A 23,480-nucleotide genomic window follows, 5' to 3' on the forward strand; every position below is an offset into this window, starting at 1 on the left:
TTCAATCCCCCTCTATTTTCAATAATCATACTTTTCAGACATCTAAATGCGGAGGCAATTTCTTAAATCCTTTTGTCTTAATTATTAAGTAAATGACTCCTATTGCCAGCCAAATTGTTCCAATGAGTTGGGCAACTGGATCCATACTGATCCAAACATAAACTATTACGAAAAAACCTAATAATGGAAGAACCAAATAGCGAAGATGCCTCCACCCTGTCGGTTTCCAATTTGGCACACTTCCTAAACTTAAAGGTGCTTCTCCTTTTTTCTTCACATAATATAGCCAAATGACTGATAAATTCAGTGTTGCAAATCCAAACAATGCTCCGTAGTTCACCAAATTAGATAGTGTCGCTATATTGGAAGAAAGACCTAAAATAAACTCAACTGCAACGATAATCACAATGCTCCAGTGAGGCGTTTTCCACCTTTTGTTGACTTTAGCGAAGATGGACTTCGGCAAAAGTGTATCTCTTCCCATTCCATATAATAGTCTTGCACCCGCAGCAGTAGCTACCAAGTTAAAAACTGCCAACTCAGTTAAATATCCTGCTGTAAAAAAGATAGCAAATCCTTCTCCTCCGGTCATTTTTGAAACTTGAAACAAAACAGTGTTCATCCATGTTTCATCGCTAATATGCTCTTTCCAATCGGGAATAGCTAACATCCCGACATACCCACACATAAACATTGTTAATGTTCCAATTCCAATACACCAATAGATGGCTCTTGGAATATCCCTTTTCGGTCTCCGTGTTTCTTCTGACAGCGTTGTGATCGCATCAAAACCAAGAAAGCTGAATACTGCAAGAGATGTAGCTGCTATTAAACTTGACAAGCTTTCAAATTGAAAAGGCTGTGTGCTGAACAATGTCCCTGTTCCAAATCCGTCAAGGTGAACAGCTTTTGCCCATACTAAAATAGAAGCCCATACGACAAATTCTCCAAGAACTAACAGCCAAAGACCCATTTTAGAAAGAAGTTCCACACCAAATAAGTTTAATAATCCTGTTCCAATGGAGAAAATCGCAAGCAGAACCCAATAAGGAACGTCAGGAAAATACTGCTGGGCGAAAAAAGCTGAGCTAGATGCCGTCACGGTTGGAATTAAAATATAGTCTAATGTTAAAACCCATCCAGCTATAAACCCAAAATACGCATTCCATCCCCTGCCGACATAGCTGTAAACCGATCCGGCAAGCGGGAAATTCCGAACCATAACAGAATAACTAAGAGCTGTTAAAAGCATTGCAATACCTGCAAGCAGATATGGAAGAGCTACCGTCCCGCCCGAAGTTTGCAATAGTATTCCAAAAATAATGGCAGGAGCAATGGGAACCATATAATTCAGCCCAAATGCTGTAAGTTGCCAAACATTCATAGTTCGTTCGAGTTCTTGTTTATAGCCGAATTTAGATAAATCGGCTGTATAATCCAACAATCCTTTTTCTTTTTCTTGGGCAAGCATATCGTTGCACCTCCAAATACTTCGTAAAATAAATTAGTAAAGTAGTTAACCGTTTTTTATCCATAGCGGTATAAATATTTTTCTGCCAATGGTACTGTTTGGAAAGTAAATTCTGCACCCATTTTTTGGGCAGTTTCATTATCTGAATGACTGCTGATCCAGCCGATTAGCATTAACCTGCGAAGCATTATAAATGTTGGAATCTCTTCTTCCTCTTCCTTTGAAAGAGTTCGAACTTTTTTATATCCTTTCAACCAGGACTGTATTAAATCAGGTACATAATCCTTATGTTCTATAAAACTTAAAGCAGCGGCCAAATCATATAAATACCAGCCAAATCCACAATCATCAAAATCAATGACTTTTAATTGATCGCTCTCTACAAGAAGATTGGCAAGCCGCAAATCTGCATGGATCAATCCGAAACGGTCCGGCGTTTTTCCAAAACGGTTCAATCTGTGATATATCGTATTAGATACTTTTTCAAACAGCTGCACAAGTTGGGGAGTGATTCCTAACCCGTCCTGCCATCTCCCCCATTTTGCTTTTTTACCTAACATTGTTTCATATTCCCATGTAGGACGGCAGATTATTTTGGATTCTTTCCAATTTTCAACATGGTTGTGCAAATGAGCCGTTATTTCACCAAGGTTTTCAAAATGAAAGAGTAATTCATTCTCATTCATTTCATCTGGAGTTTCGCCCTTTAAATAACTGAACATGACACAATGGTATGGTTGTCCACTATTATTGACGTCAGCAATCTCCTGAATGAACTGTCCATTAGCGCCTGCAATCGGTTCAGGGACAATGATGGATGTATGATTTTTAATTGCCATCATCCAAATGAGCTCAGCTTCAAGCTCTTTTTTCGTATGATAACCTGGACGGTTCAGTCGCAAAATAGCTGATCCCTTTCCATCTTTACGTTCAGCTAAATATGTTATGTTTTCTGAATAATTTAACAGGCGGATGGAAGAAACCTCCGGATAAAATAATTGAACCGCTTTTTTGGCAATTTCACTATAAAATTCGATCACATTACTGTACGAAGGACTTCTCATTGCACACATTTTTTACCCCCCATTCCACGAAATATTTTTATTGCTGAACTAACTTTGATGCTTGTTTAATACTTCTTTCAACCTTTTCGAGCAATTCATCACAGTAATCTTTGCTGCAAAGAAGCCCAGGCTTAAATTGCAGCACTCGTGGATCAAGCATTGAGTAAATAGCCCATACACCGTTTTCGTATAATGAACGCATAACATACTTTGCTCCTTCTGGATGGTTAAATTCCAGCCCCATCACAACCCCCAATTGACGTATACCTACAAAAAAGTCAGAGGTTCCACGTTTTATGACTTCCAATCCTTTTCGCAAATAGTCTGATATAAACTTAACATTGCTCCTTACTTTCTCTCTCTGGGTAATCTCCAATACTTTCATCGCAACAATGCATCCAAGTTCAGCACCCCCAAACGTAGATATATGGGCAAAACCATCTTCCATCATCCATTGGCCTGCTTTTTCGCTCACTACTGTCGCCGCAATTGGATAAATCCCGCCGCTCAACCCTTTGGAAGTGACTAGAATATCAGGTTTTACACCATAATGTTCTATCCCCCACATTTCACCTGTTCGCATTAGCCCTGTTTGCACTTCATCCGCAATATATAAGGCATCATACTTCTCACATAAAGCTTTTACGGCTGCAAGATATCCTTCTTCTGGAAGAGGAAACCCGTAAGTTGCAGGAATTGTTTCTACAATGACACCAGCAACATCATGCTTCGAAAGCTCCTTTTCCATCTCTTCCAAATCATTAAATGGGACATGTACAAATTCGTCCTTATCACCCTCGCTCAAAAAAAGACGCGAGTATCGTTCGTTTCCTAGCGCCAAAGCTAACCCTGTATGGCCATGATAACCATTTTGAATGGAAACTATTTTCTTTCTTTTAGTTGCATATCTTGCACATTTAATTGCTACATCGATTGCTTCTCCTCCGCCACTTGACAAAATCGAATACTTAAGATTATCGGGAGTACAATAATTTAGTTGTTCAGATAGTAAAGCACGAGCAACAGAAGGAAAATGGTGATTCCCTATATCGAATTCTTTTAATCCTTCCTGCAGCGCATCTATGATTTCAGGATTCCGGTGACCAAGGTTGTATGTTCCTCCATTTAAATGAACATCCATCAATTTTTTTCCATTTATATCATAAAAATAATAGCCTTCTCTTTTACCGATCACTAAATCAATACCATCTTTTTTCCATTTCAAAGTTTTTCCAGGATTCCACCACTTAATCGATTTTTCTAAAATATCTGCTTTACTAACACTGATTGTTGCGATCATGCTAATCCCGCCTTCCGATAATATTGTTATAAATTATTACATTTAATGTTATATATTATTAATAAAACCACAACTTGCAAATTGATTTTTTGTGTTTTCTTGTGGTTTCTAGTTAAATAATAATCCTGCTTTTCATCTTTGTCTTAAAATATGTCATTTTTTATTACATATATTTTGGAATTTATTTAAATGGTACTTTTTCTAACATATATTGAAGAGCGGTATCAATGATAAATGCCACAGAATTCATCATGAATTTCTGTTGCATTTTTACAGTTTTGTGATTTATTTTTTAACCAGTTTTCTACCACCTATGGAACAACAAACTGCAAACTAGTATATTATAAAATTTGTTTATTACACATTGAGATTTTTTCATAAAGTTCATCATTATATCGTAAAATGAAGGTAACCAGCACTTTTAACACGAATGATTCGTTGAAGGAAAAGCTACGGGATATAAATGACCAAGCTGCAAAAAAGAATAAGAATTGAATAGTTATTCTTTCGGTTCCTCAAATTACTATACTGAAAGACTTAAAATTCCCATAAAAGTCATTTAACATTTTGTTCCACATAAATACAATTTAGATAGAGAGTGATACTAGAAAAAGGAGATCTTTATGAACAAGATTTTATTATCGAATATGACGGTATATGCTGAAGAACGAGTTTTCAAAAATGGATATGTATTAATAGAAAATGGGAAAATTCTCGAAGTTGGTCCTCAAGAAAAGCTGACTGTTACGGACGAACGGGTTGAAAAAATTGAAAGCAAAAACAATTATGCAGTCATTCCTGGTTTTATCGATTTGCATATTCATGGAGCAGCAGGCGCCGATACGATGGATGCAACCAACGAAGCTATCCGCATAATGGCAGCGGCACTCCCCCAGGAAGGAACGACGAGTTTTTTAGCAACAACGATGACAAGCTCTGAACAGCGGATTGAAGAAGCTCTGATCAATGTAAGAAAGTACATGGAAACAGCGAATGAACCCGGATATGCAGAAGTGTTAGGAGTCCACTTGGAAGGTCCGTTTATTTCCCCTAAAAGAGCAGGGGCGCAGCACTCAGAAAATATTCTCGAACCGAACTTGCAGTTATTTAAAAAATGGCAGCATATGTCCGGCGGATCGATAAAGCTTGTGACATTGGCGCCTGAAAGAAAAGGTGGAATAGAATTAACCGATTATTTAAAACAAACAGGAGTTGTCGCCTCCATCGGGCATTCAGATGCTTCTTATGCTGAAGCTGCTAAAAGCATACAAGCTGGCATTACCCATGCAACCCATTTATTTAATGGAATGAGCGGATTGCACCATCGCAAGCCGGGAGCTGCTCTAGCAGTGCTCATGCATGATGAGGTGTTGTGCGAAATTATCGCAGATGGCATTCATGTGTGTCCGGAAATGGTGAAATTTGCTTATCAAAATAAAGGAAATGACGGGCTTATTTTAATCACGGATGCAATGAGAGCGAAATGTCTCGGTAAAGGAATCTATGAACTTGGAGGCCAAGAAGTCCGAGTGAATGAAGATCGGGCAGTTTTGCGGGATGGGACGCTGGCAGGAAGTATTTTGAAGCTGAACGATGCAGCCAAAAACATGATGGCTTACACCGGATGTACGCTTCAAGACATTATTCAAATGGCAGCCGTTAACCCTGCTAAACAAATAAACGTTTATGATCGCAAAGGAAGCATTGCAAAAGGAAAAGATGCTGACTTAGTTGTTTTAAATGACCGCCTTGACGTAGTAATGACATTTTGCCGCGGAAAACTTACCTATTCACAACAAGAAATGTGAATGATGCTATTGCTGCCAGCGAAAGATTACGGTGATATGAGCATGAAAGCAGCACAAATGATTAGGTAAACAAAAACTGAATTTTGCATTAGGTTTAGCCGCAGGGGGATCGGGCATTGCTGCTTATAAACAGCAGCCCCATATCAATAAACAAGTTCGTTCTGTGAATCTAGATGAAGATGTGGACTGCATCCATTTAATAAAAATAGTTACGATCATGATGGGGAGCACTATCCGCTAAAAGCAGATCCTCTCTTTTGTACCGATACCATTAATAACACAAAAACGAAGTGGAATTTAAGCTATGGTGGCAGAGTCGAGAAAAACTATTGTTGTAAATGATTCCATTGAAATCGCTTCAATGATGGCTCTATCCCTTAGCCATGACTATCGCTTAATTGATGGAATGTTAGCGCAAAAAGCCTTAAACGAGCCAAAAAAATTTAAGTGATTCCGACCAGTTGTTTGAAAAATAACACCATTAACCAACCGTCTTACTAGAGAAAATATGGAATAAGTGATAAAAGGAGCGGATCCCGTTAGGAATGCAAAAACATACAAAAACCCAAAAGTTTTTCGCAAACAAGCCCATTTCAGTCAAATCGATAGGTAACTATTTCAACCACTTTCGCACTTCCTCTTCCGCAAGTCCAGTGAGATCGGCAATATCTTTCGCTGCCATTCCTTTCGCCGACATATGCCGGATCATGTTCTTCCGTTCTTCCTCCCGACCTTGCTTTAGCCCTTGTTTCAACCCTTCCTCCATCCCCGCACGCCGCTCGCCAAGAAGATTGGACAATTGATCCCGCAGCCATTTCAGCCGCATTTCATACGCGTAGCGATTTTCGGAACTGACGCTTAGCTTCTCCCACTCTTCCAATGCTTCGCGAATTTCTTGCTCGTTCATCGCCAACACCTCCAGTTCCTTGAGAATCGTCTCATCGATCTCTTGTTTCCGGGCATCCACCGCTGACAGCATCATTAACCAGGGCCACTCCGAAGATCGCTTCACATCACGTCTATATTTCTTCCATTTTACCATAAATTGTGATAAGTTCTTTTTCCCTTGAAAATAGATCCTAATTATTTTCTAGATGAGTAATCCTTCCTTATTTTTCAAATGGAGGCGGAAATAAAGGAGTTATTTTATTTGACTCGATCGAAATAGCAGACAGGATCTGAGAAGAGGCAAGCATGATCCGTGCCTTTCCGCGAAGAAGCATTAGACTAAGTTTCATCATAGTCCGAATCCTTTGACTGCATGTACTTATTGAAAGGGAGAGTGTATGAATGGGTACGAAGACTTGCGGCAAATCAAAACACGTATTCAGGCTGTAACAAATATTCTTCTTCATGAATTCATCAGGAAAACTCTTGCATTCTATGAAAATAAATCTCGCGACTCAAAAAGCTGTTTTCTGCAAGAAAAAATACAGAGTGTTGCAGTATACCTATATCAAAATTATGTATAAATATACATATATGTGATCTATCCATCAAGGGCTTGGCGTGAATCCTCTGTAGCCATGATTCTTTAGTCAAGCGTCAGCTTCAATAATTTTGGAAAACCAAAAAGCCCTCTCTCCATGTATAGCCCCTTTGCATATCACTGCATAAGGATTTTTCGATTCTCTGCCCTTTTATTTTGGAAAAAAACAGAAACCCTAATGAACTGGAAGCTGTACTATGAAGTGCCCAGTTATCAACGATACTAAACTTAGGTTGTGGAAATCCAAATATTGATACCTGAACCATTTGAAATTTAGAGAAATTAAGAACAAAAATAAAAAAATTTTAACTTCTAATCAAGTTTTTTATTTGAACATTTTACATTTTTTTGTTCTAAGAGAAAGAAAAAAGGACTTCACCCCTCATTTGTAGAATTTTTGATGTGACCTAAACACAATAATTCGCTAGGGGGAAGTCACTTTGTACATTCTACAAGAAAGTCTATTTTCCTTTTTGAAGAACTGTAAATTTTAGATTCTAAAGAAAATTTGCCAAATCTTTTTTAGTGCTCTTGATTTACGTCCCTTTGCTAAGCAATTCTTCACCCCAAGGGGGGCTGAAGGTCATTCTAAGGAAAGGAATTTTAAGAGCTCTTATTGCTGCTCCATTAAAAGGTTTTGATACGTTTACAGCCCTTCGTAACCGATTGGATTAAGACATTCATTCCGTTATCAATGCGGTTTAAATCGGTCGACCTGCACCATCTACCTCTACTTTTAGTACAGTATTTTCCATGAACACACCCAAAAAAATCTAGCAGAAAAAATCTTTATATGATCTTGTCCAGATAGGCCAAGCTGAAGGCGTATCAATGGAGGGCATCAGGCTATCGATAGTGCCGCCATTAACGCCTATGAAAAGAACAAGCCTAAAAAATAGAGTGAACAAACAGGGAGCAAAGTTTGATTCTTTTAGCAATAAAATCACTTGGTTTGGCCATAAAGTGCATCTTTCTGTAGATACCATCAGTGAATTACCGATTGCGATTGAAGTAACTCCAACTCATGTAAACGATGGAGAAGTCGACCCAACATTGATCGGAAATGTGACAGATTGTATAAATTTCCAAGTCGAATTCCTGATCATGGATGGTGGATGTAACCAACTTTATGAAAAACCGATTAGTTTCTATCAAATTGAAAATTAACAGATGTTAAAAACTCCCTGCAAAAAGTCTTTTATTTATAAATATCCCCTATTGACAAATATTTCGTTTCCAAATACGGTTCAATGCCTTCCACTCCACCTTCACGGCCGATTCCGCTTTCTTTCATTCCTCCAAAAGGAGCGTGGGCAGCAGATGGAGAACCGTCATTCCAGCCGATAATTCCGAAATCTAAATGCTCATGCAGATAGATGCCTGTTCTATAGTCATTTGTAAAAAAGTAAGCGGCCAGACCATAAGGCGTGCTGTTTGCAATATTAACAGCTTCTTCTAATTCCTGAAACGTTGTGATTGGCAAAATGGGGCCAAATGTTTCCTCTTGCATAATCTTCATGTTCTCATTGACATTTTTGAGAACCGTCGGATAAACAAAGAAATAGCCTTTTTCCCTATTTGCATTGTATTTATTGCCGCAAAGAACTTCAGCACCTTTACTGATTGCATCGTTGACCTGCGAGACAATCTTATTAAAGCCTTTTTCATTAATAACTGGCCCAATTTGAGTTCCTTTTTCCAAACCATTTCCAACTTTTAATTTTTTAACTTCATTTGTTAATTTTTCAGCAAATTCCTCTACAATGCTTTCATGCACTAGAACTCTGTTTGCACAAATACATGTTTGACCGGCATTTCTGAACTTGGAAGCTATCGTTTGTTCTACCGCCAAGTCAATATCAGCATCATGTGCAACAATGACCGGTGCGTGGCCGCCTAATTCCATTGAAACATGTTTAACCGTACTGGCACTGTCTCTGATCAATAATTTTCCTACAGGGGTCGAGCCGGTAAACGTAATTTTTCTGACATATTTGCTTTCCGTAAATATTTTTCCTACCTCACTGCCATAGCCATTCACACATTGAATTACATCCGCTGGTATTCCGGCTTTATGAGCGAGCTCAATCAATTTCATCGTTGTTAACGGGGTATCTTCTGCTGGTTTCACAACGAATGTACATCCAGCTGCCAATGCCGGTGCAGCTTTTCTTGTCATCATTGCGGCTGGAAAATTCCAAGGAGTAATGGCTGCAACCAATCCTACCGGTTGGCGGCTGACAATGATACGTTTGGATTCCGTATTTGCAGGAATTGTTCGTCCATAAAGCCGTTTCGCCTCTTCTGCATACCAATCAATGTAACTAGTTGCATAGTCAACTTCACCCAATGATTCGTGCAAAGGTTTACCGCTTTCCATTGTCATGATCTTTGCAAGATCATCTTTATGTTCTTGGATTTTTTTAGACCAAAGCTTTAATAGTCTCGATCGTTCATGTGCATTTATTTTTGACCACTTTCGGAAACTTTCATGCCCTCTCCGCAATGCAAGATTAATCTCTTCTTCTGTATCTGCCTTTACTTCCTGGATCAACTCACCTGTTGCAGGATTCGTGACTTTAATCGTCGCTGCCATCAAGGTTTACCTCCCTCTGGGTTTTTCTTTGCCGGGATATAATAATATATAACGCCACTGGTTAATGGATTCCCGGCAATTTTATCCTCAGTTTCTTCACCCAGTTCATTGAGCAAAAGCTTTTTCCAATATGGATAACCCTTTATTTAATTCCTCGTCAGTAATAACCAACGGAGCTAAAAAGCGTATAATATTTCCATCAATACCAGCTGAAAGCAATAAAAGACCATGTTCATTCGCATATTTCAGAATTTGATTCGTTTTCTCTTTATTCGGTCGTTTGTTCTGACGGTTATCTACGATCTCCACCGCTACCATAGCACCTAAGCGGCGAATTTCCCCCACAAACTCATGTTTCGCTTGTAATTCCAGCAGTTTTTTCTCAATCTTTTGTCCCAGTATTTCTGATTTTGTGAGCAAATCCTCTTCTTCGATGATATCAATGACTGCCAGTGCGGCGGCACAAGCTACAGGATTCCCAGCATACGTTCCACCCAGTTCACCCGGATCGGCAGCATTTAAAATTTCCGCCTTGCCTACTACACCGCTTAAAGGCAACCCGGCAGCCAATGACTTGGAAACAGTAATCAAATCCGGGACAACATCAAAATGTTCAATTGCAAATAATTTGCCTGTACGGCCAAAACCAGTTTGAATTTCATCTGCCACAAAAACAATACCATGATCATCACAGAAGTCCCTGACAAATTTGACAAATTTCTTCGGCGGGATAATAAAACCGCCTTCCCCTTGAACAGGTTCCATTACGATACAAGCAACCGTTTCAGGTGCCACAGTAGCAGCGAAAAACTTCTTGAATTCTTCAATCGTCCAATCAATATATTGTTCATCTGTCATATGATCCGGTTTTCGATACAAGTATGGATAAGGAGCTTGATACACTTCTGAAGCAAAAGGGCCAAATCCGAATTTATATGGTTTGACTTTGCTCGTCATGCTCAACGTCATATTCGTTCTTCCATGAAACCCTCTGACAAATGAAACGACCGCTTGTCTGCCTGTAAATTTACGGGACACTTTAACTGCATTTTCGACTGCTTCCGCACCCGAATTAAAAAGAATAGCTTGTTTATCAAAGTTGCCTGGCGTAATCTTGCATAATTTTTCTGCCAGCTTAATGTATCCTTCGTACATGATCACATTAAAACCAGGATGCAAAAATTTATCGACCTGCTCTTTTACAGCAGCCGTTACTTTAGGATGACTATGCCCTACATTTAAAGTTCCGATTGCCCCTGCAAAATCTATCCATTCATTCTGATCAATGTCTACGATGGTAGCCCCTTTTGCATGATGCGCAATACTTAAATTTCCATTGCTCACCCCTTTAGGAACATACTTTTTCCGTTTAGCCTGCAAGTCTTCCATCGTTGTCGATGATGCCATTTTTTCATTGCCTCCTCAAAATCAATATATATACGAATTATGCCAATTTTCTGTTATAGTGAAAAGCACCAGTTTTCTGATTTTTCAGGTACCAGTTAAAACGTTAAACACTCTTTATAAAGCTAGGGGGTATGGTAAAAACTTAAAATGCACACTGTTCTCATTTACCTTCCAATTCACTTTCTATATAAATTAGAAATCCTTCAAAGGGGATTCTCGTCAAAGGCTAAGTCGACGAGACATCTTTAAATTTTTTCACAGAGTCTTTTCTAGAACCAAACAGATACAAGATTGTTCCGATTCCATACCACCCAAACACAATTAACCATTCCATAGGCCAAACAAGCGCAGATGGCATTCCAGGTAAATAAAAAGTAATAAATATAATACTTAAAATTATGGCGATAACTCCAGTTAATTTCCAATTTCGTATCTTATATGGACGTTCTAAATCAGGTTCTGTTTTTCTAAGTTTCATAAATGAGATGGAAACAAGCATATAACCGATGACAATTCCAATGCCACCAGCATTTACAAACCAGTTTAAAGCTGAATGCCCTAAAAATGGTGCAAAAAAACCAAGTAATCCTAAAAAGATAATGCCATGTGTCGGTGTCTTATATTTTGGATGAATGTAAGCAAACCATTTTGGAATCATCCCTCTCTCCGCCATGGCAAATAAAATTCGACTTCCACCAATAATGAATGCATTCCAACTTGTCACGATTCCGGCAACCCCACCAATCACAAGAATTGTTCCAAACACTGGACTTCTAAATAGATTCGTCATTGCATCAGCAGTAGCAAGTCGGGTAACCTCGAGTTGAGACGGTGTTAATCCAACTGATACCCCATATGCAATTAAAATGTAGAAAACAATGGCCAGTATAATAGAAAAAATAAGTATCCTACCTATTACTTTTGGTGGTGCTTTTACTTCTGAAGCGATTTGCGGGATAACATCGAACCCTACAAATAGGAATGGAATCATGATAAGAACAGTCATCACTCCCCCCACTCCTTCTCCAAGAATTGAATTCGTATGCTCTGAACCTCCATTTGCAAATGCTCCAAAAACTAAAACTAAGCCTATTAAAATAACAGCAATAGTTAAAATATTTTGAAAAATAGCAGCCGGTTTAATTCCAAAATAATTCATCGATGTCAACAACAGCGAACCAAAGGATCCAATCAAAACCCAAGTTAAATAAATATCCCATCCTCCGAGATTCCATAAAAAGAGTTGGTGATCAACAGGAATTATATAATCAATGACGGTAGGTAATGCAACTGCCTCAAAGGTAATAACTGATACATATCCAAACAAGACACTCCATGCAGCAATATATCCCAACCTATCATTAAAGGCTCGCTGGACGAACACTAATCCACCGCCAGTTTCAGGTATTGCAGCTGCTAACTCTGCATAGGTCAGACCAATAAAAGTAACAAGCAGCCCACCAAACAAAAAGGCAATTGCCGTTCCTAGAAAACCTGCTTTACTTATCCAATCACCAGAAAGAACAACCCATCCCCATCCAAGCATTGCTCCAACAGAAAGAAATAGAACATCGGCTCTTGACATTGATTTTGAAAATTTATTACTCATTACTCTCACTCCCTTTTAAATTTATTAAGAAAGTATTATTATAAAACATTGTAGAAAACAAAAGCTTTGTTCCGTCACATACGAATACATAATTAGAAAATGCACATTTCTATAACCATCTCCACAGCTTTTGCATTAATAACGGAAATCGCATAGACTAAAAACAATTCTAAGGAAAAATAAAAGCCTGAATCCCCCTTACATTTTTATTTTCTTTTTATGTTACTATTTCTAACATCATTTATCCTGATAATTTACACTGATAATAAATAATATTATGATAAATATATTAAAAGAAAAGTACCAGTTTTCTGATTTTTCAGGTACCAGAGGGAGAGATAGATCATGATATTTTTTCAAATAGATAAAAAGGATAAGTCAAATCATATCTATCAACAAATTTATAAATCGTTAAAAGAAGCGATTTTAGAGAGAAAGATTCCTACCAATGAGAAATTGCCTTCCAAAAGAAAATTAGCAGAAAAATTAGGAGTGAGCATTAATTCGGTTTCAAATGCGTACGAGCAGCTCCTGGCTGAAGGATATATTTACGCAATTGAAAGAAAAGGCTACTATGTGGAAAATATTACACAGTTCAACAATCAAAAAGAGGCTAAAATGAACTTTCCAGATGATTTAAAAGAAGAATTCTCCAAGAAAGATGAGGGATGGCTTTCCTTATCACATATGACGGCTGACATCTCCATGTTCCCGTTTAAAGAATGGATGAAGTGTGAAAAAATAGCAATAAAAAATCACAAAAACGAACTTTCGGACATTTCTCATCCTCAAGGTCCTTACCTTGTGAGAAAAACCATCTCGCGTATGATTGCGCTTACACGCGGTGTTAAATGCGAACCAGAACAAGTGATTATCGGCCCCGGGACACAGCCCTTGTTACGTCAAGTGTTGGGCATGCAGAGGGAAAATATAAAAGCTGCAATTGAGAACCCTGGGTATTCTCGCATCTACCAATTATTAAAAGATATGAATTTTGAAGTTTTTCCAATCGATCTTGATAAAAAAGGAATAGACATCAAGAAAGTGGAAGCTTTGAATCCACATTTCCTTTTTATCACCCCGTCACACCAATTCCCGACCGGAATCATTATGCCTATTTCAAGAAGAATTGAACTTTTGAATTGGGCCTCGGCTTCTGAAGGAAGGTATATTGTAGAAGACGATTACGATAGCGAATTTAAATACGGAACGGACAATATTCCGTCGCTGCAAAGCCTAGATCGGAATCAACGCGTGATTTATGCAGGAACATTCTCCAAAACGATCATGCCAAGTTTCCGAATCAGTTATCTCGTTTTGCCTCCCGATTTATTAAGAGAGTACAAAAGACATTTTTCATATTGGATACAGGGAAGCAATACACTGAATTTATTTACGCTTCACTATTTTATTGAAAGCGGCGAGTACGCAAAACACGTCAAGCGCATGAACAATCACTATGAGATGAAAAGAGAAAATCTGATTAAGGAATTGAAATGGAAATTTCGAAATAGCATTAAGATTAAAAATGTGCCGGCAGGACTTCATTTCATTGCGGAATTCAAAACAGATAAAGGGTATAAAGAAATTGAAGAAAGAGCAAAAAAAGAAAAACTTGAAATATACTCCATGAAGAGGTTCAATTTACTAGGCAATATCGAAGAAGGAAAAAAAATTATTTTGGTTATCGGATTTGCCAATATAAAAAATGAAGACATACCAGTTGCCGTAGATAGATTGTACCGTGTTATTTATTAACTTTACATCGGACGAATAGCCGCTTTAGGAACAATGCCATAATGTTTTAAAATGATTCATCTTGGTTAAGAATGCTCAATTTCTATTTTCCGCTGTGACCTTTCCCCTTTCACTTATAATATCTGTCCGTAGTTAAAAGAGAACTATCAGCTTTTATACGCACAACCCATTTAAGAGCAAAAGAAATGATTTTATTTAAAATTTTTCGATCTGACATGACTAAATGGGGAAGGTTCTTAAAAGCCTTTTTTTCTTCTCCGATCGGACCTACAAAGTCATTAAACTGGCTCATGAAACGTTGACAAGAGCTGGAAAAGAAAACCCAAGCATCGCCGTGTGCGGCATCAACCCTCACGCTGGAGAAAACGGACTGTTTGGCAATGGAGAGGAAGAGGAAAAACTCATTCCCGGCATCCGAAAAGCACAAGTGGAAGGAATCAATGCAACCGGACCATATCCGGCAGATACATTATTTTACCGTGCGGTGCGCGGAGATTTTGATATTGTTGTCGCTTGCTACCATGACCAAGGGCACGCCCCTATTAAAGTGCTGGGGCTGGAAGCCGGAGTAAACATCACCGTCGGCCTCAAAGGCGGTATCATCCGCACATCTGTCGACCATGGAACAGCCTTTGATATCGCAGGAAAAAATCTGGCGGACGAACGCAGCATGCTCGAAGCCATTCGCGCCGCTGTCGAACTGGCTCCGAAAGTTTAAACACCAACCTTTTTGCTTTATTTATCTGTTTTTGGCAATTAAAAAATGTATGAATGACAAAATACGAATATTCCATTCCCTGTATAAAATTTTAGGTCTATATCGCTTGACACGGAGCTTCTGCGGACATGTTTCCTAGCGAAAGGAGCGAGCGCCAATCCTTGCTTCGCAAGGCATCAAGCCTAACATGTCCGCCACTCCATGTAAAATTTCTATTCGGATCATTTATGCTAAATAAGCAGTATGCTCAGATATGGTTGTTCATCTACTTGACCTTAATTTTTGTCCGGTTAAGTCAATTCATTTTAGAACCAATTTTTAAAATAAGTTCTTCATAAATTTTTAGCGATGAGGCAACAAGAAAGACGAACAAGAGCGCCCAGATGGCGGCTGGTAGTTATTTCTGTTTCCATGATTTCAATGACGGAATAGCTTTCGGCAATGTCCTCCTTAAAACCTCTCATCAGCTTTTCGGCGCGGCAGGCTTCTGTGGCTTTACCTTCAGCAAAAAGAAAATGCCAAGGAGCACCATCATCAAAAGCGATCCCATCGCCAACCGATTGGCAATGTTTCCATATGAATGAAAAAGGAGGGTAATGCTTCCATAAATCGCTGGACCAATGATGGCTGACACTTTTCCAGAAAAAGCGAACAGTCCGAAAAATTGCCCTTGCTTATCTGGCGGGGAAAGTTCGACTATATATGTTCTCGAAGTGACCCACATCGCTCCTAAACTGACGCCGAACAAATTCCCAGCAATCCAAAAGATAGCTTGGAAAAAGCAAGCACCCCTATCGCCAGTGCGATGCACATCACGATGCCGACATACAAAACCGCTTTTTTGGCTCCCTTGCTTCTCGTAATATAGCCAAAAAGAAAGGAACCGATAATACTTGAAACTGTGGAGACTAAATATAAAAGGATGAACTCCCCTGCCGTAAACCCGGCAATGACTTTAGCATAAACGGACATGATGGCGATCGTCGTCGCCACCGCATCATTCAAAAAGAAATAAGCAATCATGAAAGTAAAAATGTTTTGATACTTTTTCATTTCTTTCAATGTTGCATAAATATCCCGATAGCCTGCAAAAAATCCGGCCTTTCGCTTTAAGGCATCGGCTTTTTCGGCTTCTTCTTTGACAAAGAAAAACAGCGGGAAAGAAAAGAGGAGAAACAAAAGGGCGCTTGGAATAAAAGCCCGATAGTAATCCATTTCTCCAACAAACGGATACACAGCGAGCCCGACAAGCGTTCCGACATATCCGACAGCAACGCCAAAACCGGAGATAAGCGGTATTTAGAGCATGCAGTGCGCCAATTGCCATTGGATCGCTTCCGATAATAAAAGCCGTCGGCAGGCTTCCTTTCTTAATCGCCTGTTTCATGATCTTGTAACCTTCACTCGTCAGCCAGTCGGCAATGTATACATTTTCTTCCTTGAATAGTTTTCTTTCTTTCATGATTTTTTCAAACGTTTCTATTCTCGGATCGCGATTTTCAGACTTGCTCAAATTGTCGAGAGTTTTAATTTGCTGCACCCCGCCGATATAGCCGATATTTTGATGATTTAATTGAAATAAATAGTCAAGCACTTTGGCGGTGGCTTTCTTAAAATCTGAAATCACGACATCATATTTTACATGCGAGTCATTCGGGTCATAATCAATAAAGACGACATTAGAATTATGGTTATAAAATTCCTCCAAATTTTCGATATCTAAAGAGCCGATGACAATAATGCCGTCCAAGTTGCTCAGTTTTGAGGGATCACCATTGCTGTTTACCCGGTAAATCGTCGAAATTTCCATCCCAAGATCTTGGCAAGTTTTTTCGCAGCCAACTCGAATGGACATAAAATAAGGATCGTTATACTCATATTCTTCGGAATATATGATGACAAACCCAATATTAAAAGATTTTTTTCCCTTCTACCGGAAGTTTTTTCGTTTTTTTCCGCAGAGGTGTATAGTCCAATTGTTTTGCCGTATCCAAAATACGTTTTCTCGTATCCTCGGCCACAGATAATGTCGGGTCATTATTCAATACTCTTGATACAGTGGCAGTTGAAACATTTGCCAGCTTCGCAATATCTTTAATTGTCGCCATCTCCACAACCTCATTCTAAACATCTTTTTTACTAAATTTTTCTGTCATTTTACCAAAATTTTAATTTACAAACAATAAAAAAGTCCGCGAAAGTGGGTAATTCTATTGCTGCACATTTTCCCTGAAAAATGCAAAAAAGAATGCCTGAACATGTTTTTTGTTTTAATGGAGCCTTGGAAAATGCTTTTCAATAGCTTAACCCACCTTGTTGATCAGAGACGATTACGCTTATGGGTTCCCTATGTTTCAGCCTTTCAAAAAACTTATGAACTATCCAATCGTTTTAAACAATCGGCCAATTTAGAATGCCAGCTTCTTAGCAGCCATTCAATAAAGGGCCTAAACGGATAGTTTAAAAAATAACAAATAATCGCCTTATAAAATCTTTATAATTAGAAGTTACACTTTCATTACGAGATTCATGAAATGTTTGAATCATAGGAAGTTGAATCGTGATTGTCTTTTGAAACTGGAGTAAACATTGAAACAGCCACCTTTTTGTTTCAGCAACACACACCTCTTTAAAGTTTCTTCAAGAGAAAGGGGAATCGAAAATGGAGAAATACATTTTGAAAACTCACCATTTGAGTAAATCTTTTGGCAAACAGTTAGCGGCAGACAATGTTTCTTTAAAGGTGAAAACAAACACGATCTATGGACTGCTCGGGCCAAATGGAGCCGGAAAATCAACGACTTTAAAACTGTTAACAGGGCTTTTACATCCCACATCTGGCGAAATTATATTTAACGGTCATCGATGGAGCAGAAAAGATCTTAAAGACATAGGTGTACTTATTGAATCACCGGGTCTTTATGGCAATTTGACCGCTTATGAGAATCTACTTGTTCATACAAAGGTACTAAATTTACCAGAGTCAAGGATACAAGAAGTGCTGAAAATAGTTGGTTTAGAAAATACCGGTAAAAAGAAAGTATCGCAATTTTCGTTTGGCATGAAGCAAAGATTAGGTATTGCTAAAGCACTTTTAAATCATCCAAAGCTTCTTATTCTCGATGAGCCAACAAACGGGCTTGATCCACTAGGTATACAAGAATTGCGCAAGCTTATAAGATCCTTCCCATTGCACGGAATGACTGTCATTTTATCAAGTCATATCTTATCAGAAGTGGAACAATTAGCAGATCATATTGGCATCATTCATCATGGAAAACTCAAATATCAAGGTGAAATCGAGAAAAATAAAGATTTAGAAAAATTGTTTATGGAAGTAGTCAGTGAAAAAACGAAATAGGGAGGAAATGAAATAATGCTCAATATGATACAGTCAGAAAATTTAAAATATAAACGTACATTTACAAAAAAAATTGTATATATTTCTCCTTTCTTTTTTATATTATATGCCATTCTTACAATGCCTACTATTCATTCAAAATATAATTATTTCGAATATACAGTATTCAATTGGTGGCCATTACTATTTATGCCGTTAGGGACAGCCTTGATATCTTCACTTTCTGCAATGAGGGAAAAAAAGTCAGGAAACTACAGAGTTTTACGATGTCATGATATGAGTTTAACACATATGTGGTTCAGTAAAATCATTGTGATTGCCCTATATACATTGTTATCATCTATTGAACTCATCTTCTTATTGTTCATATTAAAATTTTTTCTTCCTAACAGCATTACATCAGCAGTTGTAGTAATACAAGCAAGTCTTGCAGTTTGGGTCACATCTTTGGCATACATCCCTATAGGCTTGTTTTTGGCAGAACGATTCGGAACAGCGGTTTCTATTATTGTTAGTGTTTTAGGCATCGTCATAGGAGTAGTGATGGCCTCAGAACCTTATTGGATTTATATTCCGTGGAGCTGGGGAATGAGGCTAATGTCTCCTATTGTAGGTGTTCATCCAAATGGAACCCCGCTGGAAACAGGAAGTCCATTGTTAAATTCTTCTGTTATTCCAATGGGAATTGTCGTCTCGATTGTATTTTTTATTTTGCTGTCATTTGCGACAGCGATTTGGTTTTCTAAAAAAGAGGTGAACTGAATTGTCTTTTCTTCAAGTTCTATCTTCCGAATGGATAAAGACGAAGCGAACGGCGATTAGACTTATCGTGTTTGTCACACCAATCGTTTATCCAGTTTGTATGTTATGGTATTTTTCTAAATACAGTAATCCTTCATCATGGCAAATTAAGATATATAGCGGCTTTTTCGAGGTGTTAACAGTCTCTATACCTATCATTGTCTCTCTACTTACAGGTCTTATATCGTTTCAGGAAGAAAAATCAGGAAATTTTATCGGCCTGTTAGCAGAACCAGTTTCAAGAGCAAAACTTTATATGAGTAAACTAGTTTTGCTGATTTTATCAGCAATCATGGATATATTCTTGGCCACTTTCCTTATGCTGTTAGGGATGAGTTATATATTACATGTAGACGATGTTCATTACGGATTATTTTGGCAAGGTGCACTGTTATCAGTGATTGGCTCGCTTTTTCTTTTTTCAATGCATATATTTATTAGCTTTGCATATGGGATGGGAGCGTCTATAGCTATTGGAGGGGGCGGTTTCCTTATTTCAGCTATCATTGGAGCAACCGTTGTTGGGGATGACATGTGGCCATTTATACCTTGGGCTTGGGCTGTTAGACTTGCAAAAATCCCCATATTGTTGATGCCTGAAGCAAAGCTTGCTAATGGAATACAGCCATCAGAGCTCTTTCTTCAAGAACTGATGAAAGGCATGATACCGGCGATTATATGTTTTGTGTTCGCAACAATCGGCGGAATAATATGGTTTAATCGATGGGAAGGAAACAAATCATATGAATAATAATAAAAACAATCTTGTAAAGCACGATGAAGCAGGAAAGGAGAAAATATGCATTGAAAAGAAAAAATTCTATATTTTCCCTTTTATTGATCGTTTCAATTTTTTTGGGAGGTTGTTCGCTTATAAGCGAGTTAAAACATACCGCAACAAAAAATATGGCGATTGATAAAAAACTACCGATATATGAATTAAACAAACAAAATTTTAAGGAAATAAGCTATAAAGATAAGACTTATATTATCCAAGAATCTGTCATTAAGCCTAGTTATTTACAAGAACCTATTGGGAGAGTTTCCGAAAGTATTACAATTAATGAAGAACATGAAATATTAAGCAAAAAAGAACTTAGAAAAGTTGAAGTTCTTCCAAATAAAAAAGAAGAAAAAAGATTTCATTATAACTTTGGCTGGGTATACAGCATAAAAAATACAAACCCAGACGAAGAAATAGCAGTTGTCGTGAATAACCAATATCGTGTGGCAAAAATGCAAAAATAAAATTCGCCACAAAAAGGTGGAATCAAGAGCGACGATAGAATGAATTGATTTTCTATATGGACAAAAAAGATGGAAAAATGAGCGCAAGCGCCGCATGAATAATGGGATTTAGAGTCAAAATTCAAGAAGGAAGCCGAAAACATTAAGCGTTATTGAAACTTATTACAAATTTATGATATTTTCCTGTTCCTTTATATAAAACTCTACTGTCGCTCCACCTTTTTCGTTATTATAAGCCAAAATCTCTCCACCAAAATTGTTAACAATTTTTTTCGAGATATAAAGGCCTAAACCGATATGATTTTTGTATTGTTCATCTTGATAAAATGCCTCGAACAACATGGACGCATCCTTTTGTTTAAATCCGATTCCTGTATCCATACATTTAAAGAAAATTTTATTGCTCTCATCACCTAGTTCATCATGTACCTCAAGTTTAATTTCTCCATTCGTTGTAAATCTCAGGCTGTTATATAAAATATTATCTAAGACCCTCATTAACATTGACTCATCAAGTAAATAAAATTGTTTACTTAAATTGATATCAAACTTAATATCTAAGTTCCTTTTATTATAGGCCACTGCTGATATTTCTTGCTTTTTCTCTATAAGCATTTTATTCAAATCCAATTTCTTAATATTTAATAAAAAATTCGCCTTTTCTACTTTATATAACAGCGATAAATTATCTGTAAGCATGACCATCTTATTACAATTATTACGAATAATATCTAGATGGGGAATGATATCAAAATCATCATGGTTCTTCAAATCAGCAATCAAATCCATTTGTCCTTGGATCACCGTTAAAGGGGTTCTTATGTCATGGGCAATTGATGACATCATCATCTTGCGTTCATCATCTAACTTTGATAGATTTTCAATGGTTTCTTTCAGTGCGTTGATCATTGTATTAAAAGAATTTTGTATTTTGATAAATTCCCATCTTTTAAGCCCGTGCACCTGAAAGTCAAAATCACCATTCGAAATCTTCTCTGCAGCCTGAAGCAATACTTTGATATTATTAAATAATGACTTATATAGTTTAGATGTAAATAAAATCAAATAAATAATAAAAAATATTAACGGCGAGATCAGCAGCAAAATATAAATCAATACCACTCCGGGATTATCCTTTATATTATTAATTAAGAACCCAAAAGGAGCCTTTATGACATAGACAGCTTGGATAGAGTTATTATGCTGAACAGGTACATATCTATAAACATACTTTCCTTTTACAATCTCATGATTTATGACTTTGCTGAAATTTATTTTATTTTCTACAACCCCCTTATCCCCATACATATGATTACCGTTGATATCCAAAACTTCACCTTGGATGTTTTCATGATAGGACTTTAAATCAATTAATTGTCCTTTTAAAATTGATGATGAATTTTCTTCGATCTTTTTTTCAATTAAATCTATATACTTAACATAATAGTTAGACGGTTTGATGGTATTGTTGTTTGTTATCACAAATATCAACAGAAATAAGCATATATATGTGATAAGCGTTGATATAAAGGTTGATAGGAAGACCTTAACAACCAATAAATAAAAATCTCTTTTTATCGTTTTATCCTTTTTCATATGTCACATCCCATTTATATCCTAATCCATATAGCGTTTTAATATAAGAATGTTCCGGATCTAAAGAACGAATTTTCTTTCTAATATTTTTGATACTCTCTGTAACTGTTTCTAATTGACTTTCTGAATCGAATCCCCATACGCTTTCAAAAATTCTTTCTTTAGAAAAAACCATATTCTTATTCAACATTAATAGTTTAATGATTTCATACTCTTTTTTTGTTAAATGTAATTTAACACCTTTACAAAAAATTTCATTAGCTAAAAGATCTATAGTAATATTTTTAGAGCTTAGAAGATGCCTTTCATTCGATCTTATTCGCTCTTCTCGTCTTAAATGGCAATCTATTCTAGCCTTTAATTCCTTTAAGCTAAAGGGTTTACTAATATAGTCATCTCCACCTACTGAAAGAGCTTGAATCTTATCTTCTTCTAACGTTTTTGCACTTACAAATATGATAGGACAATCCAAACTGTCACGGATCATGCTACACAATTCCATTCCATCAATGCCTTCCATCATAATATCCAATATAATTAAATCAAAATTATTATTGATAATCTGCAATGCCTCATTCCCGCTATGAACAGTTTCAACAAAGTAATTATAAAGCTCTAGGTATTGTTTTATTGTAAGGCAAATATCTTCATTATCATCAACCACTAAGATTCTCTTTTTTTTATTCATTATCCCCACCACCTATATGAATTCTTGGAATAATTCGGGACAATATAAAAAATAATGATGTAACCGAATAGAAACTCGAAGTTATCTGTCTTAATGGCAAATAACAACATTCCATTCCCTATATAAATTGAGAATCTAAAGTTTTTCTAATGTTTTTGGAAATTTTTTATTGCAATTGAAAAGTGCAGAAAAATGCAATGAACATGCGAATGTTTGCTGCCATATTAATTCCTTTTAATATCACACGAAGACAGCAAATGTTAGGTAAACTCACATATCAAAATATTTTAAAATTTCAAAGAGTTTTTAGAGGTTTTTTAGGAGTGAAGGAAACGATTTTAAAAAAAGTGAATCTAATGGAAGAATGGTTAAGATAATTATTGTTGCGGATGCATCGAAATAAGAAAAATTACTTGTCGACGTTTATGAAGACAGGGAAATATAAATTAGGGATGGAGGCAGCTTGTTTAAAACAAAGACCTTGATGCTATAATCAAACCTCTTGTAAAGTGCAAAATAAAAATTCAGAGTTTTGCAAAGAAATACACAGGTCTGAACTGTCGCCA

Annotated in this window: 18 protein-coding genes and 3 pseudogenes; 9 read left to right on the forward strand and 12 right to left on the reverse strand. The window is 37.1% G+C overall.

Annotated features, from left to right (window positions below; all coding sequences use genetic code 11):
* Positions 1-34: 34 nt before the first annotated feature.
* Genes NSS70_RS18875 through NSS70_RS18885 form a run of 3 tightly spaced genes read right to left on the reverse strand, consistent with a single transcriptional unit; the run spans position 35 to position 3,835 of the window.
* On the reverse strand, positions 35-1,471 hold the full coding sequence (locus NSS70_RS18875; RefSeq protein ID WP_340882278.1) for an APC family permease: 1,437 nt from the start codon (positions 1,469-1,471) through the stop codon (positions 35-37).
* Positions 1,472-1,527: 56 nt separating this feature from the next.
* Positions 1,528-2,544: a phosphotransferase enzyme family protein gene (locus tag NSS70_RS18880; protein ID WP_340882281.1), complete on the reverse strand. Its 1,017-nt coding sequence runs from the start codon at positions 2,542-2,544 to the stop codon at positions 1,528-1,530.
* 28 nt (positions 2,545-2,572) lie between these two features.
* Positions 2,573-3,835 (reverse strand): class-III pyridoxal-phosphate-dependent aminotransferase, encoded by a 1,263-nt coding sequence (locus tag NSS70_RS18885; RefSeq protein ID WP_340882284.1) that lies wholly within the window; start codon positions 3,833-3,835, stop codon positions 2,573-2,575.
* Positions 3,836-4,458: 623 nt separating this feature from the next.
* Here NSS70_RS18885 and nagA point away from each other — a divergent pair.
* Both nagA and NSS70_RS18895 read left to right on the forward strand, forming a co-directional pair.
* Complete coding sequence (gene nagA, locus NSS70_RS18890; RefSeq protein ID WP_340882287.1) at positions 4,459-5,643, forward strand: N-acetylglucosamine-6-phosphate deacetylase; 1,185 nt, start codon at positions 4,459-4,461, stop codon at positions 5,641-5,643.
* Positions 5,644-5,947: 304 nt separating this feature from the next.
* A complete protein-coding gene (locus NSS70_RS18895; RefSeq protein WP_130157655.1) occupies positions 5,948-6,094 on the forward strand; it encodes a 2-oxo acid dehydrogenase subunit E2 in 147 nt (48 codons plus the stop codon).
* A gap of 162 nt (positions 6,095-6,256) precedes the next feature.
* On the opposite strand, the gene NSS70_RS18900 is transcribed toward NSS70_RS18895, so the two are convergent.
* Positions 6,257-6,625, reverse strand: a complete 369-nt coding sequence (locus NSS70_RS18900; RefSeq protein WP_232515589.1) for an Rpn family recombination-promoting nuclease/putative transposase — start codon at positions 6,623-6,625, stop codon at positions 6,257-6,259.
* A 1,338-nt stretch (positions 6,626-7,963) separates the two neighbouring features.
* On the opposite strand from NSS70_RS18900, the gene NSS70_RS18905 reads away from it, so the two are divergent.
* The gene (locus NSS70_RS18905; protein WP_340882289.1) at positions 7,964-8,299 is read left to right on the forward strand and encodes a hypothetical protein; all 336 of its coding nucleotides are present in this window, start codon (positions 7,964-7,966) and stop codon (positions 8,297-8,299) included.
* A 31-nt stretch (positions 8,300-8,330) separates the two neighbouring features.
* Here the strand turns inward: NSS70_RS18905 and NSS70_RS18910 are convergent, their stop codons facing one another.
* The 3 genes from NSS70_RS18910 to NSS70_RS18920 all read right to left on the reverse strand — a co-directional run bounded on the left by NSS70_RS18910 (position 8,331) and on the right by NSS70_RS18920 (position 12,744).
* Positions 8,331-9,728, reverse strand: a complete 1,398-nt coding sequence (locus NSS70_RS18910) for an NAD-dependent succinate-semialdehyde dehydrogenase (protein WP_340882291.1) — start codon at positions 9,726-9,728, stop codon at positions 8,331-8,333.
* A 105-nt stretch (positions 9,729-9,833) separates the two neighbouring features.
* Positions 9,834-11,135, reverse strand: a complete 1,302-nt coding sequence (gabT, locus tag NSS70_RS18915) for a 4-aminobutyrate--2-oxoglutarate transaminase (RefSeq protein ID WP_339197835.1) — start codon at positions 11,133-11,135, stop codon at positions 9,834-9,836.
* 226 nt (positions 11,136-11,361) lie between these two features.
* Positions 11,362-12,744, reverse strand: coding sequence for an APC family permease (locus NSS70_RS18920; RefSeq protein ID WP_339197838.1), 1,383 nt, complete (start codon positions 12,742-12,744; stop codon positions 11,362-11,364).
* Between the two features lie 342 nt (positions 12,745-13,086).
* Here NSS70_RS18920 and gabR point away from each other — a divergent pair, with 342 nt between their 5' ends.
* Both gabR and NSS70_RS18930 read left to right on the forward strand, forming a co-directional pair.
* Complete coding sequence (gabR, locus tag NSS70_RS18925; protein ID WP_445206716.1) at positions 13,087-14,502, forward strand: MocR-like transcriptional regulator GabR; 1,416 nt, start codon at positions 13,087-13,089, stop codon at positions 14,500-14,502.
* Positions 14,503-14,761: 259 nt separating this feature from the next.
* Positions 14,762-15,220, forward strand: a pseudogene (locus tag NSS70_RS18930) (4-hydroxythreonine-4-phosphate dehydrogenase PdxA); the annotation flags it as partial.
* A 463-nt stretch (positions 15,221-15,683) separates the two neighbouring features.
* Here the strand turns inward: NSS70_RS18930 and NSS70_RS18935 are convergent.
* From NSS70_RS18935 to NSS70_RS18945, 3 genes and pseudogenes are all read right to left on the reverse strand, one after another.
* A pseudogene (locus NSS70_RS18935) lies at positions 15,684-16,519 on the reverse strand (MFS transporter); the annotation flags it as partial.
* A gap of 46 nt (positions 16,520-16,565) precedes the next feature.
* Positions 16,566-17,075: pseudogene (locus tag NSS70_RS18940) on the reverse strand (transcriptional regulator); the annotation flags it as partial.
* Positions 17,076-17,130: 55 nt separating this feature from the next.
* Entirely contained in the window at positions 17,131-17,328 is a 198-nt protein-coding gene (locus NSS70_RS18945) for a LacI family DNA-binding transcriptional regulator (protein ID WP_339197844.1), read from the reverse strand.
* 554 nt (positions 17,329-17,882) lie between these two features.
* Between NSS70_RS18945 and NSS70_RS18950 the strand changes: the two genes are divergently transcribed.
* From NSS70_RS18950 to NSS70_RS18965, 4 genes are read left to right on the forward strand one after another with little or no spacing between them, the layout of a single operon-like run.
* Positions 17,883-18,581 carry a lantibiotic protection ABC transporter ATP-binding protein gene (locus NSS70_RS18950; protein ID WP_339197848.1) on the forward strand — a complete coding sequence of 233 codons (699 nt, stop codon included), beginning with the start codon at positions 17,883-17,885 and terminating at the stop codon, positions 18,579-18,581.
* 15 nt (positions 18,582-18,596) lie between these two features.
* Entirely contained in the window at positions 18,597-19,343 is a 747-nt protein-coding gene (locus NSS70_RS18955; RefSeq protein ID WP_339210554.1) for a lantibiotic immunity ABC transporter MutE/EpiE family permease subunit, read from the forward strand.
* A gap of 1 nt (position 19,344) precedes the next feature.
* Positions 19,345-20,133, forward strand: coding sequence for a lantibiotic immunity ABC transporter MutG family permease subunit (locus NSS70_RS18960; RefSeq protein WP_339197851.1), 789 nt, complete (start codon positions 19,345-19,347; stop codon positions 20,131-20,133).
* A 53-nt stretch (positions 20,134-20,186) separates the two neighbouring features.
* The gene (locus NSS70_RS18965; protein ID WP_339197854.1) at positions 20,187-20,630 is read left to right on the forward strand and encodes a NisI/SpaI family lantibiotic immunity lipoprotein; all 444 of its coding nucleotides are present in this window, start codon (positions 20,187-20,189) and stop codon (positions 20,628-20,630) included.
* A gap of 162 nt (positions 20,631-20,792) precedes the next feature.
* Here NSS70_RS18965 and NSS70_RS18970 read toward each other — a convergent pair whose 3' ends face one another.
* Both NSS70_RS18970 and NSS70_RS18975 read right to left on the reverse strand, forming a co-directional pair.
* Positions 20,793-22,226, reverse strand: a complete 1,434-nt coding sequence (locus tag NSS70_RS18970; protein WP_339197857.1) for a HAMP domain-containing sensor histidine kinase — start codon at positions 22,224-22,226, stop codon at positions 20,793-20,795.
* On the reverse strand, positions 22,213-22,914 hold the full coding sequence (locus tag NSS70_RS18975; RefSeq protein ID WP_339197860.1) for a response regulator transcription factor: 702 nt from the start codon (positions 22,912-22,914) through the stop codon (positions 22,213-22,215). Before NSS70_RS18975 ends, NSS70_RS18970 begins: the two co-directional genes overlap by 14 nt.
* Between the last annotated feature and the right edge of the window lie 566 nt (positions 22,915-23,480).

This window comes from Aeribacillus sp. FSL K6-2848, from assembly GCF_038004325.1.
Classification (GTDB): domain Bacteria; phylum Bacillota; class Bacilli; order Bacillales; family Aeribacillaceae; genus Aeribacillus; species Aeribacillus composti.